Annotated in this window: 11 protein-coding genes; 5 read left to right on the top strand and 6 right to left on the bottom strand. The window is 65.8% G+C overall.

Features of this window, described 5'->3' with window-relative positions; translation table 11 throughout:
* Window positions 1-30 precede the first annotated feature (30 nt).
* The 3 genes from AB0B72_RS02430 to AB0B72_RS02420 form a co-directional block, all read right to left on the bottom strand.
* The gene (locus AB0B72_RS02430; RefSeq protein WP_367736491.1) at window positions 31-1149 is read right to left on the bottom strand and encodes a hypothetical protein; all 1119 of its coding nucleotides are present in this window, start codon (window positions 1147-1149) and stop codon (window positions 31-33) included.
* Between the two features lie 275 nt (window positions 1150-1424).
* The gene (locus tag AB0B72_RS02425; protein ID WP_367736490.1) at window positions 1425-6521 is read right to left on the bottom strand and encodes a hypothetical protein; all 5097 of its coding nucleotides are present in this window, start codon (window positions 6519-6521) and stop codon (window positions 1425-1427) included.
* Window positions 6522-6867: 346 nt separating this feature from the next.
* A complete protein-coding gene (locus AB0B72_RS02420) occupies window positions 6868-7146 on the bottom strand; it encodes a winged helix-turn-helix domain-containing protein (protein ID WP_367736489.1) in 279 nt (92 codons plus the stop codon).
* 107 nt (window positions 7147-7253) lie between these two features.
* Between AB0B72_RS02420 and AB0B72_RS02415 the strand changes: the two genes are divergently transcribed.
* The 3 genes from AB0B72_RS02415 to AB0B72_RS02405 are packed head-to-tail and all read left to right on the top strand — an operon-like array spanning window position 7254 to window position 8721.
* Window positions 7254-8060: an SAM-dependent methyltransferase gene (locus tag AB0B72_RS02415; protein WP_367736488.1), complete on the top strand. Its 807-nt coding sequence runs from the start codon at window positions 7254-7256 to the stop codon at window positions 8058-8060.
* On the top strand, window positions 8057-8389 hold the full coding sequence (locus AB0B72_RS02410; RefSeq protein ID WP_367736487.1) for a hypothetical protein: 333 nt from the start codon (window positions 8057-8059) through the stop codon (window positions 8387-8389). Before AB0B72_RS02415 ends, AB0B72_RS02410 begins: the two co-directional genes overlap by 4 nt.
* On the top strand, window positions 8386-8721 hold the full coding sequence (locus AB0B72_RS02405; RefSeq protein WP_367736486.1) for a hypothetical protein: 336 nt from the start codon (window positions 8386-8388) through the stop codon (window positions 8719-8721). The genes AB0B72_RS02410 and AB0B72_RS02405 overlap by 4 nt, the downstream gene beginning before the upstream one ends.
* A gap of 152 nt (window positions 8722-8873) precedes the next feature.
* Here AB0B72_RS02405 and AB0B72_RS02400 read toward each other — a convergent pair whose 3' ends face one another.
* The 3 genes from AB0B72_RS02400 to AB0B72_RS02390 all read right to left on the bottom strand — a co-directional run bounded on the left by AB0B72_RS02400 (window position 8874) and on the right by AB0B72_RS02390 (window position 11144).
* Entirely contained in the window at window positions 8874-9497 is a 624-nt protein-coding gene (locus AB0B72_RS02400) for a guanylate kinase (RefSeq protein ID WP_367736485.1), read from the bottom strand.
* A complete protein-coding gene (locus AB0B72_RS02395) occupies window positions 9494-10531 on the bottom strand; it encodes an AAA family ATPase (protein ID WP_367736484.1) in 1038 nt (345 codons plus the stop codon). The genes AB0B72_RS02400 and AB0B72_RS02395 overlap by 4 nt, the downstream gene beginning before the upstream one ends.
* Before the next feature lie 265 nt (window positions 10532-10796).
* Window positions 10797-11144, bottom strand: coding sequence for a winged helix-turn-helix domain-containing protein (locus tag AB0B72_RS02390; protein WP_367736483.1), 348 nt, complete (start codon window positions 11142-11144; stop codon window positions 10797-10799).
* A 167-nt stretch (window positions 11145-11311) separates the two neighbouring features.
* Between AB0B72_RS02390 and AB0B72_RS02385 the strand changes: the two genes are divergently transcribed.
* On the top strand, window positions 11312-11650 hold the full coding sequence (locus AB0B72_RS02385) for a hypothetical protein (protein WP_367736482.1): 339 nt from the start codon (window positions 11312-11314) through the stop codon (window positions 11648-11650).
* The gene (locus AB0B72_RS02380) at window positions 11647-12324 is read left to right on the top strand and encodes an FtsK/SpoIIIE domain-containing protein (RefSeq protein WP_367736481.1); all 678 of its coding nucleotides are present in this window, start codon (window positions 11647-11649) and stop codon (window positions 12322-12324) included. The genes AB0B72_RS02385 and AB0B72_RS02380 overlap by 4 nt, the downstream gene beginning before the upstream one ends.
* Window positions 12325-12401: the final 77 nt, after the last annotated feature.

Below are 12401 nucleotides of genomic sequence, written 5' to 3'. Positions count from 1 at the left end.
TGGCCTTCAGACAGGCTTCAAGATCGCGGTTTAGCTCTTCGCTGGCCACAGCTCCCATCGGTTCGCCCGTCCGCGCCGCACCTCGGCATCAGGGAACTGCTTGTGCAGCTCGGTCAGGCGCGCCGTGATCTCCGCAATCGGCAACCCCGACGGGATGACGGCCAGCGGTTCCGGCTTAGGGGGCGGCGACGCTGATGGCTTCTTGCGCCCCTTGCTCGCCTCGCCAGCAGCTTTGAGCATCTCCCGCACCCGTTGTATCCGCTTCGCCCACCCTGGCCAAGCCGGACACGGGCCGTCATACGGTGGTGTCACCCAACCGTGCTTGAACATCGGCGTGGCGCACTCGCTGCACATCTGCTTGGCGGCAAGCTCGGGAACTGCCAGCAGATCGTCGAGCTTGTGCTGGGCCATGCTGATCTTGAAGCGCAGGTCTGAGCGCTCTTTTCGGTCCTTCGAGGCTTTGTAGGTGGACTGCAGTTCGGCAAGCTGCTTCCGCAGGTCCCGAACCGCGAACTCCCGGTCGTACTTGTACTGAAAGAGCAAGGCCTCGCGCCGCTCCCCGGGCAACCAGCCGTTCTTATCGAGGACCTCCTCCGGGTCACCCACTTCGGCCTCAAGGTGCTTCACGAACTTCTGGACACGCTCGATTTTGGTCTCAAGCTCGGCCATCTCCTTCTGGCGCTTGACCGGCTCCATGCCCGGGTAGCGCGAGCCGTCCCGGAACGCAGCCAGCTCCGTTTGCAGGTGGTCAAGGATGGACTGGTTCTCGATGAGCGACAGCCGTGCCTGCGCCCGTTGCGGGTCGTAGTGCTGCTTGCGGGCCTCGCGCTGTTTGTCGGCAGCGGCGCGTTCTCGTTTCAGCTTGCGGTCCTCGCGCTCCCAGCGTGCTTCCAGCTGCTTCGTCGTCAGCCGGCGGTGTCCGGGTTCGGCTCGTGTCCACTGACCCATGATGGCGATCGCCTCATCGAGTTCGGCCCGGCGCTCGTCGATTACCCACGGGTTCCATCTGCCTTCGCAGTTGATCTCAACGAAGCGCGTCCGCGCCGTTATGAACTTCTTGGCCGTGGCGGTCGCGCCGGGCTTCGGCTTCCAGAGCATCCCGTCGACCTCGATGACGCCTTCGGGGAGTGTTGCTGATGTCGTTGCCATCGCTTCGACCTCCGTCCGTCTGACGATGCACTCAGTCTGCACACGCCCCGCGCACGGCTCGCCGGATTTCCGTAATCCCATCGCGCTAGGGGAGTGCCGCCCACCCAACGCGCTTCGCGCGCCAAGTCGGTCTGATGTCCAGTAGCCGCGCGGGTCAGGAGAACCGAGAACAGCGCAGATATAACCGCAGGCAGACGTCCGACCATCGGCAGAGCCGCGCGGATCGCGGCGGATCCGGAAGTTCTCAGGAAAGTTTGGTTAGGGGCCTTGAGACGTCACCTGCTGTGCGGCGCCAGTCCTTCGTTCCCGGCGACGACCAAGGAATCGACAAGCATCTGCCACTCGTTCAGATGGCCGAGTTCCTCCGCCGTACTGCGAACCTCCTTGAGCCAGTTGTTCGACAGCCGCGACTGCTTGACTGTGACCCGGCCGTCTTGAATGCACAGGTCGGACACCCAGCGCAGGCCGCGAGTGACCTGCACCTCCACCGAGAGCTTCCGCAGGATGCCGATGAGCCCGTCGACGCATTTGACCTGTCCGTGGGCGGCGGGTGACCAGTCGTCGATCAGCCCGACGAGGTCTTCAGCACGGACCCAGTCGATGGGTGCACCGATGACCTCGTTGTACAGCCCTTGCGTCCACGGAAGCGGGTCCGGCAGGAGGGCAGCGGCGGCCCAGTCGCCCCAGTGGTGGTCCTGATAGGGGCTCGGGTCGTCGCTCAGGTACCCAATGGCGTGGCGCAGCAACAATGGCCAAACACCTCGGGCAGCCTCAGCCAGGCGTTCGTTCTCTGCGCCGACTGCCGCGAGACCGTGCAGGAAGTTCGACATCAGTCCTGCGTCCGCGCGAAGGACATCGAGGTGTTCGAGCACCGGCCTGCCGTTACCGTTCTTTGCAAAGCCCTCGAGCAGGGCTCGTGCGGCGACGAGGGTGTGCGTCCCACGGTCGTCCGCGGTCCAGCCCTTCTCTTCCTGTTCGACCATGGCACGTCGCTCGACGTCGAGAAGGGCGGCGAGCAGCGTCGCTGCGTCGTCAGTGCAGCAGTGGTCCGAGGACGCGGCTGCGCCGAGTCCGCGTACGGCTGCGTCGAGCACGGCGATGTCGATGGAGTCCCCAGCCAACTCCTGAAGGCGTTCGGCGACGTCGCCGACAATCTGGACGTTCGGCCGCCGCTGGGCGTGTTGGTCCCACGGCCCGATCTCTGCGATACGAGCGGACTCAGCCAACCAGTTCAATGCTGTCCGGTGGACGCATGGGTCGCCGTGGCACGGCGCTGCCCAGACGAGATCGCATCCGCGCGCCAGGTATAGCCGCGTCTCCAGGGACGCTTTGCCTGCCATCGCGAAGCCGGCCTCGGCAACATCATCGGTCGAGCCTCCCGCGGCCTCTAGGGGTGCGGTCATCGCAGATGTGAGGAACGCCGGCAGGGCCTGGGCCACGGCCCGGTCGGCGCCGAGGTCGAAGTACTGACCCTCGTGGCGCTGGTCCTTGGCGGCCTGGAACGACAACGCAACACCGAGAACGAACTCGGTCGCGAAGGTCCCCTCGCCGCCCAGCGCGTCGATGTCACCGGCCGCGGCTCGTTCGACCGCTGCGCGGACGACGTGGGCTACCGCGTCCATGGGTCGGGTCGGCATCTGGTCTCCATCGGACTCGAGCAACGAACGGCCGGCGGCCAGGTCCGCGGCGATCTCCTTTGAGGAGGGTGGCACGTAGTCGGCTTCGTACTTGGCCGAGCCCCAGTACCGGTTCTGCAGTCGCATGGTGGTCTGCACGAGCTCCTCGTACGCCGCGTGCGTCTCTTGCGCGGCCTGGATCTCAGGTGGCGGAACGACCTCGATGTAGTACTGATCGCCATGCTGAGTGATTCGGTACTGGTCGGAGTCCAGGCTTGCGGCCCAGTTTTTCGTCAGCTCGGGGCTGATGCCGAGGCGGTCTCCGTTCTCGACGAGTTGCTCGGCGACCTTCTTCAAAACCTCGGCGCGCTCCTGCCCGCCGTGAGTCATCAGCCACGCGGCCACCTCACGCGGTGTCCACTGGCGACGTTCCAGGTTCACGAGGCCTTCGGTTGTAGCTCGCAGTCCAAAGTACTCACTCATCCGGCGGCCGAACTCCAGCTCCCAAAGGACCGGCTCAGCGAGGAACGGGTCAAGCTCGCTGCCGACGTTCTCTAAGTGGCGCACCAGCAGACCGAACAGCATCCCCGGGACCGCCAGGTTCTCGCATCCGTTTAGGAGTACCTCGACGACCTTCCTCGGCGACACACCCTGGCTCAGCCATCCGTCAGCGAGGCGTTCCATCGCCTGGAGTGCACTCATTGCCGAGTACGGGCCGGCTGATGTGCCCCGGTACCAGCTCCAAACGTGGCTGTCGCCGACGTACAAGCGGGCGGTGCCGTCGAGGTTCAGGACGGCACCCTGGTCTTCGCCCTCTTCGTCTGCGCCGTTGGTTTCGGCCTCGGATTCTGCGCCTGGTTCGGCGACCGGTTTAGCGAAAACGCCGGTTGAGTTGAGCCGAGACGGCGTTTCGACTCGCGCCCGCGCGCCGCTGTTCAAGATGTTGTTCAGCACCCGTACCGATGTGCGCAAGGGTGCGCTCTGGAACAGCTGCCAGAATCCACCAAAGTAGTACTGGAAGAACGGTGGTCCAAAGCTGGTCCAGCGGCCTTGATGCCCCCGGACGCCCTCATCGCGGTGCCAACCGTGCTCGTCGTCGATGTAGTAGGCCTCCATCAACGTCGCTAGCAGCTCCGGGTTCTTCTGCGCCAAGGCTCGGGCGCTCAACGGCGAGTCGGCAGCCGGGGCCAGGAACGCCGGTGCGTCATCGGCGATTGCCCGAAGACACGCTTCGGCGGCTTCGTCGATGTCCGGTCCGAGCAGCGCCAAGGTTTCAACGAACTCTGCCTTTGTGAGGTGGTAGTCCAGCTTGCGCCGACGTCGACGCCTTTCGGGCATCCAGCTGGGCGGAACGTCACCGCTGGTGTCGCGCGGAGGGAACGAGCCCCAGTAGGCAAGTAGGCGGCCCCGCAGCCTGATGCGCAGCTCGTTTCCCGCCGGTACGTCGGCCAAGGACAGAGCCTGCAACCAGTCCGCGAGCAGCTCGAACGACTCCTCTGACACGTCCCACGGCGCTTCTTCATCGAGGAGAATCTGCACGACTGGGGTTGAGATGCCGGGGTCGACCAACGCGTTTACCTTGTGCCTCTGCTGAACCACCCGAACCACGTCACCGAGTACGAGGCCAACGGACTCATTCGCGAACGCTGCCTTCAGGCACTCGTACGCGGACCGCGTCTCCAAGACCGCCTCTACGGGAACGTCAGCCCACCTGGGCCCGTGCGCTGCCGCGAACAACGTGAACTGCGAGAGCAGTTGGACGAACACTCGGATGGGTCGAGCGCTCGGCGCTTTCAGCAATCCCTTGCATGCGAGTGTGGCGGCTGACAGGGCCCACCGGGGCACGCCAGCTGCTCCCAGCAACTCGGTCGGGCTCTGGCCGCGGACTAGAAGAATGGCGGTCGCATACCGCCGGACTTCGTCGTGCGCAAACTCCGGCTGGTCTCGATATGGGCTCGCGGGCGCGAGCAGATGGTCCCGCCTTAATGCATCGACCGCTGCAGCGTCAATGCCGGCACCAGGTCGTCGGTTTTCGGGCAGTTGCATTGTTGACGCTGCCACCGCGAGCAAGGTCTGTTCGCGGGCCTCCGCCGAGCCGACGCCCGGGCGCCCGTCGCCCCGTACAACCTTGCTCCACACCAACTGCAGGCACTCCCACTCGCCCATTGAGCTATCAGGTTCCAACCCGGTCCGTGCCAAGAGGTCCAACACAACGGGCCGTCGCAAAAGCGAGTTCGCAGGCAGGTCCCGCAGGACTGCACGCAGAAGCGGGAAGTGGTCCGAGACGACCGAGATGTCCTCGTCCTCCAGCGGCTTCATCGTGAAGGACGAAATGGGCCTCCCGAAGCCCAGCTCCAGCTGCTCCCGTACGAAGCTGGATGCCTGGTCAGACGTGACCGCGGCGACCCCGACACCCGCGGCAGCCGCGGCCAGCACCAGGTCGCTCAACAGACCAGCGGACCGCTCCAGTGCCGCATCAGCAGCGTCGACAACGAGGACCCGGCTTGGTGCCGAAAGTTCCGCGAGTACCTGCGCCATCGACATCCCGAGCACGGCATGAAGCTCCAAGCTTGTCTGTGGCAAGCTGCGGAAGTTCACCACCACCGCCTCGAATCCTGCGGGGTCCGCGGCTTCAAGCTTTTCGATGGCTGACAGCGTCAACGCGCTCTTGCCGATGCCGGACTCACCAGATATCAGCAGAGCCGACCCTCGAGCTCCCGCTGCGCGCAGAGCTTCTGCAAGTTGCTCGCGACGGCCGGTGAACGCGATCTCGACCGGTCCGCCGGACGACTCATCACCGATGGTGGTCCGCACACCGGCAAGGGCCAACTTTCGGTGCTCAGCGATTACCGTCCACGCGCGCTGCCTCCGGGTCGCGGCCGAGTCCAAGACGACGTGAAGGTCGCGGCGCAGAAGATTGAGGTCCACCACGGCGCCGGTCGCGTCGTAACGGGTTGCCTCGACCTCAATCCGATCCCGGACCACGGTCCCGTCAACTTGTGCCGCGGCGACACCGTCCAGCGATGTCGCCACCGCAGTACGGTCACCCTCGTCCGGACTCTGAACAGCGAATCTGAGCACGTGCAGCCGACCAAGGAGCCGCCATGCCAGCTGTAGAGCTTTCTCGGGTGAGATGCCGCCTTCGACAGCCTTATCAACCATCTTTAGGAATTGACTGAGCCGCTCACGCACTGGCTTGGACCAGCGGTCATCGACATCCATGGACGCTTGGAACGATTTCAGGTCATTATTGGCTCGCGCGATGTCGCACACCGTCGCAAGCTGCTCCCACTGATTGGACCAACCGGCGGTCGCGACCGCCACCTGGTGGGAATCGCTGTCGAACTTCTCCACCTCGGCGAGTAACGACTTGACGAGCTTCACCGTCTTGTCATCGCTCTGGACGAAGTTCGGCGTTGCCCGACAAGCCACGGCGAGCGTCACCTCTGCTGCGTCGTCGCCACACTCGAGAAGAAGGTCATCAACGGGGTGAGCCGGACCGGTCTGAAACGACACCCTTCGCACCGGCAGCTCAGATGCCTCGGCCCGCCGGGCCTTGGTCAATACGCTGGCCAGGTAGACCGTCGCGACACGATGCGCGAACGAAACCCCTCCGCCACCGGTCGCGTAGGTACTCGAACCCCGCTCAGTCTCCCCCGCAGTCTTGGCGCCCGCGTCCTGGAGAGCAGCAGCCAACGCAGGCGTCCCCTCACCCTCGGGCCCAACGGCATCGTCTGGCGCAAAGGGCTCGTTCATGTGCTCCTCAGATGACATCGTCCTCGCGATGACCGGACCATTGACCGTAGCGGTGCGCCGCGAACAATGCAGCCCTAGTTGTTGCATCCCGCCCCCGGCGCAATCAGACCGACGCAATCAGATCGTCCCAATACCCGCGTGAGGTCGTCAGCTTCTGACGGTAGGCACTGCACTGTCATCGGCATGAGCGGAGGTGTCGCGGGCGACAGGATGGTCAATCCGCGTAGAGCTTGAGTCGGTAGCCACCTCGTGATCATGTAAAGCTGCAGGCGGGGCCGAGCGTCAAGCATGAACCGAGGTCCGACACCCGCTGGACGGTCTGGCCTGGTGCTCTGCTTGTCTGGGTCTACTCGACTTCGGGCTCGGGTGAGATCTGCTCCGGCGGGCCACCGGTGTTGGGGTCGGCGGCGAAGGTCCCGATGTTGCGTACGGTGTAGACGAGTCCCTCTTCTATGAGGGCGTTGATGACCTTGCGGGCGGTCCGGCGTGCGATCCCGAATTCCTCGGCCATGCGCGGTTCGCCCGGGATGGGGTAGCCCGGCTTGTAGTCGCCAGCCTTGATACGTCGGCGCATCTCGGCAAGGACCTGCTCTGACTTGGGCTGATCGGGCCGGAAATGGATCACAGGAGTGACGATAAGGACCGGTGCGTTAGGTCACGTGAGAGGACGTTCCGACACGTACCGATGAACAGGGGTAGGCAAGGGTAGGCAATGCCTTTTATGCTGAGCGCATGACCGGCTCTGGGAACCCCCTCGCCTCTCACCAGAGGATCTCCCCCTTCACCACCGCGAACGTCGCCCGGATGTACGACTACTACCTCGGCGGTAAGGACAATTACGCGGTTGACCGTGAGCGCGCTGATGAAGTGATCAGCCGAGTGCCGCTGACGCGGGAGATCGCGCGGGCCAACCGGGCATTCCTCGGTCGCGCGGTGCGCTTCCTGGCCGCTGAGGCGGGCATCTGCCAGTTCCTCGATATCGGCGCCGGCCTGCCGACGCAGGACAATGTCCACGAGGTCGCCCAGCGTGCCAATCCCGCCTCCCGCGTCGTCTACGTCGACAACGACCCGATGGTGCTGGTGCATGCCCGAGCGCTGCTGGCGCAAGACGCACAGACCCGGGTGATCGCCGGGGACGTACGCAACCCGGATGACATCTTGACCCATCCGGAGATGCGCGGGCTGCTCGACCTGTCCCAGCCGGTGGCCGTACTGCTGGTCGCGGTGCTGCACTTCATCCCCGACGATCACGGCGCTTTCCCCGCCGTACGGACGCTGGTCGACGCGCTTCCGGCCGGCTCGTATCTCGTGCTGTCGCACGTGGAGCATCGCCCGGAACTGGAGCATGGGGCGCGTCAGTACCGCCAGGCAAACGCCCCGGCCGTGTTGCGGCCAGTCGATGAGATCGCCCGATTCTTCGACGGGGTGGAGCTGGTCCCGCCGGGGTTGATCAACGTACGGCGCTGGCGCCCCGATGACCATGTGCACGCCTGGGACCGAGACGTGCCCTTCTACGGCGGCGTGGGGGTGAAACGGTGAACAGACCCGCGACGGCGCACCGCTCCCCCGGCACCGTGACGGCCGAGCAGCTCCGGACTGAGTTGGAACGGCTCGGCGTCGCCGCTGACCTGCACGCAGGCGACGGCGTGGCGCTGCTGTCGGTGTGGCTGCACCTCGTCGTGTGGTGTGAGTGGGGGCCGGACGGCTGGCGCTATCGCTGGTGGACCGGCCGTGTGTCGGACCGTACCGGGCGATGGATCTACACCGGCTGCCGGGCCCTGGCGGTGAAGACGGCGGCGCGCCGGATCGCCGCGCGCTACGCCGAACTGCGTCAGACGCCTTCTCCCTTCGACGGTGAGACGTCGTGACCCTGCCTTCGCCTTCGGTGCGCGGCAAGTCGACGCCGCCCGGCGTCCTGGAACTCTTCGCAAGTTGCCTGGGCCTTCATTCGAACTCGCCGCAGGACGGCTACACGCGGATCAACTGGCGCGACTCCCTACCTCGGGCCGAGCGTGTCCGCGTTCGCCGGCACACCTGCGACTGCCAGCCGATCGTCTATGAGCTGTGCCAGGCCGGCGGACTGCTGTTCGTCCGACGCCTCTATCGCTCCGACGCCGTGCTCGTCCAAGAGAGCGACTGGACACGCGCACCCCAGGCCGAGCAACTGTGGACGCAGATCCTCATGGGCCAGGCCCGATGACGGCGGCGGTCCTCCCCCACCACTCAACGCACCATCGCAAGCGGAGAAGGTGGGGACTTGCAGTCACCTGGACGTGCGCTGGGACGGCTCTGGCGACGGCATCCCCAGTGGCGCGGCATGCGTCGGGTGCGGCACCTGGTGGCGCGCTGATCTCATCCCTGACGGCGTGCGCCCATTTCCTCCCGATGGTCCACCGTGTGAGGAGCGGCGGCCCTCGTCAGCGAACGGAACGCCTCACTAATCTCCCGAGCAGCGGCCTCGGCGTTCAACCCGTCAGTGTCGATGCGCAGGTGAAAGAACCCCTCGTCGGTGTGGGCGGTGAGGTCGACAAGGGTTTCGTCCCACGCCTGGAGCCGCTCGGCGGTGTCGGCGTCCCCGCGTTCCTTGGAGCGGCGTTCAGTGACCTGGCGCGGCACCCACAGCAGCACGCGCAGCCAGGCATCCGGCGTACGGCCAATGAGGCGGCGCAGGTCGGCGATGTTGCCCATGTGCGCGACCGGCACGCCTCCGGCGTCGGTCATGTCCTCGATGTGCTGGCGGTCGACGGCGTAGACGTTGCCGTACCGGTGGGTCTCCAGCAGCAGTCGGCCCGCGCGGCGCAGCTCGTCGAGCCGCTCGGCGGTGACGAACTCATAGCCATCCGTGCGGCCGGTGCCGGCCTTGAGCTTGGGCAGCAGCCGGAACCGGGGATCGATCCGGTGCAGTGCGGCGGTCACGGTGTTCTTGCCTGCGGCGGGCGGGCCGTACAGGACAATCCCGATGGGCGGTGCGGTCACGTCAAGATCCGCTTGAGCGCCTCGCGGGTCTGGTCGGCAAGGGTGATCGCCGAGCCCAACCGGTTGTCCACGGTGATGTGTGCGGTGGGCGGGCTGGCGTCGGTGGTGAGACCGGAGATGTAGGTCTCCCAGTTGGTGAGCTTCCAGGCGTCGCGGGCGGCGGCGCGGAATTCGATGTACTCGCGCATGGACTCGGCGTCGCAGCGGACCCAGATCGCGGCGACGTCGATGCCCTTGGCCGCGCACTTGTTCTCCAGGCGCTTGAACCACGCCTCGTCGTTCAACTCGGTGATGAATGGCGCGGACAAGATGGCGGAGGTGCCGACGTTGAGGTTGTCCCACGCGGTCTCCATCAGGCACCGGTACTCCAGCGGGCGGACCTCGGTCAGGTACAGGTCGCTGTGCCGATCGTTGGGGTCGCCACCGAGGGAGACCAGGAGCCGTTCGGCGATGGCCCGGGTGATGGAGTCCTTGTCCAGGAACGCCCAGCCGGTGATGTCGGACAGGAAGCGGGAGAACTCGGTCTTGCCCGATCCGGCGTAGCCGCCGACGAGGGTGAGGATGGGCTTGGGGCTGCCGCCGCCGTGCCGGCGGCGCCAGGCGTCCACGATGCGGTTGCGCAGGGCGATCTCTTGGGGGTTGCCGGGCTGGAGGCCGCCGACCGACGCTTTGGCCAATGTCTCTTCGATGACTTGGGCGGCGGCGTTGTCGGCTGCCGGGTCGGTGGGAGCGGGCAAATCGGAAATCATAATTTCCGCTTTCTCCGTTTCGCCGGGTAGGGGCGGCCGGAATCCCAACTGCGGTTCGGTGGCCTGGTACATGAGGCAGTAGGCGCGCCGGTAATGCGGCCCGGGATATATCGAGCCGTTCTCATGTCCCCATAACGTCTGGAAGTTCGCCGCGGGCACCGCCAGGCCGTGCCGGCCGGCGGCCTCCCGGAGCCGGTCGCCGGCGGCCTCCAGGGTCAGGCCGTGCGCCTCGCGGTGTTCCCGCAGACGGGAGGGGGTCCAGCCGGTGCGCTGGGTCGCCTTCATTGCATCCCTTCACGGTCACTCTTTCGGGTGGGGCGTGCGGTGGTGCATGTGAAAACGTACGTGTAAACCGCTGATGAGACGGCGTGAAGAAGCTTAGTTAAGAGTGCGTGATACAGAAAAGCCCGCGCTCACGGTGAACTAACGGCATCAGCACGAGGGGAAACCCGGACCGTAACTCACCAGGGAGACACCGTGAACGCCAGCGACGAGACCACCCGGCGGGTCATCGCCGAGCTTCAGTCGATCCGCGCCGAGCTCGAAGAGATCACTTGCCGCGTCCACCAGATCGCTTCGACTCTGGGTAGACAGCAGATTCAAGATCGGCGATCCGGTCCCCCAGGTCCTTGAGCACCGCGCGCATCTCGGCAAGCTGCTCCAGGACGGCGGTGCCGCCCGTCTCAGCCGGGCCGTCGGCGTCCTGTTCCCGGACGTACACGCCTTTGCCCTGCTGGCCGATGATCAGCCCTTCGGTACGAAGGACACTGATCGCCGCCTTGATGACGCTGGAGGACACCTCGTAGCGCTCGCAGAGCTGGTTGATCGAGGGCAGCGCGGCACCCGGCGGCAGCGATCCATTCCGGATCTGCCCGCGTAGCTCGTCGGCGATCTGCATGTAGGCAGGACGCCCGGTTCTCTCGATCATCCCGGCCCCCTCTCTTTGCCTCCAGTTCACCACAGCACGGCGCCCACGCCAACCAAGAGTTCCAAGCAGTCCTTGACAACATGGAATGCTAAGTACACCATGAGTTCTAAGAAGCTCATGAACTGAAAGGAACGATCATGCGCACCATCCCCATCCCCGTCGACGTCTCCAAGCTGCACATCATCTGCGCCAAGGCCGCCCGCCCCCGCCTGGTCAACAAGGAGACCGGCGAGATCAAGCGCGACCGCGACGGCAACACCATGTACGAAGTCACGCTGCTCATCGAGGACGAGCAGAGCCGCATGGAGCTGGTCAAGGTCGCCATCACCCCCGAACCGGCCATCTCCCCCGGCGAGCAGGTGATCCCGATCGGCCTGGTCGGCTACGTCTGGGAGCAGGGCGACCGGTGGGGCATCTCCTACCGCGCCCAGTCCCTCGCCCCGGCCGCCGCGCACCGGACGGGAGCGGACCGATGACCGACCTTCCCCGCCCCCTGCTGTGGACCCTGGCCGCCCTGTTCACGCTCATCGCCTGGCGGCGCTGGGCCCCGGTCTCGTACTGGTACCTGTTCGTCTTCCCCCGCAAGGCCGTGTGGCTGCGCTGGTCCTGGCGGCACGTCGCGTCCGGTTGCGGCCTGACCAAGAAGCGGCACCGCTGGTGGTTCACCACCGTTCCCGGCCTGGTCGCCTCGACCGGCGTCGTACGGGTCAAGCGGCGCTTCCAGCGGGTCGCCGTCGACACCAAACCGTGGATGGGCCTGCCCCGCCCGGTCCGGCACGGCTTCCGCATCACCTTCCACCTGCTCGACGGGCAGGTGCCCGACGACTACGCCAAGGTGTGCGAACGGCTCGCGCACGCCTGGCGGATCGAGGCGGTCCGCGTGGTCGGCTCCCGGCCCGGACGCGTCACCATCCAAGGGATCAACCGCGACCCTTTAGCGCACGTCGCGCCCGCCGCCCCACCCGCTGAGCCACGGGAAGGGTGGCGGGCAGAGGACCTGCTCCGGCCGGTCGTCGGGGTCCTGGAGACCGGCGCCGCCTGGCGCATGGACTTCCGGCTGATCCCGCACTGGATGAACGCCGGCGCCACCCAATCGGGCAAATCCAACCTCATCAACGCGCTCATAGTGGCGCTAGTGCCATACGCCTGAAATTCGTCGGATAAATACTTATCCTGATGCGTATGGGGAATCCGGGCCCGTCCGCGGTACCGATCGAGTTGACCGAT

This window comes from Microbispora sp. NPDC049125 (assembly GCF_040802045.1).
In the GTDB taxonomy this organism is placed as follows: Bacteria; Actinomycetota; Actinomycetes; order Streptosporangiales; family Streptosporangiaceae; genus Microbispora.
Note: the sequence above shows the minus strand (reverse complement) of the source record. Positions and strands in the feature narration are given on the sequence as shown.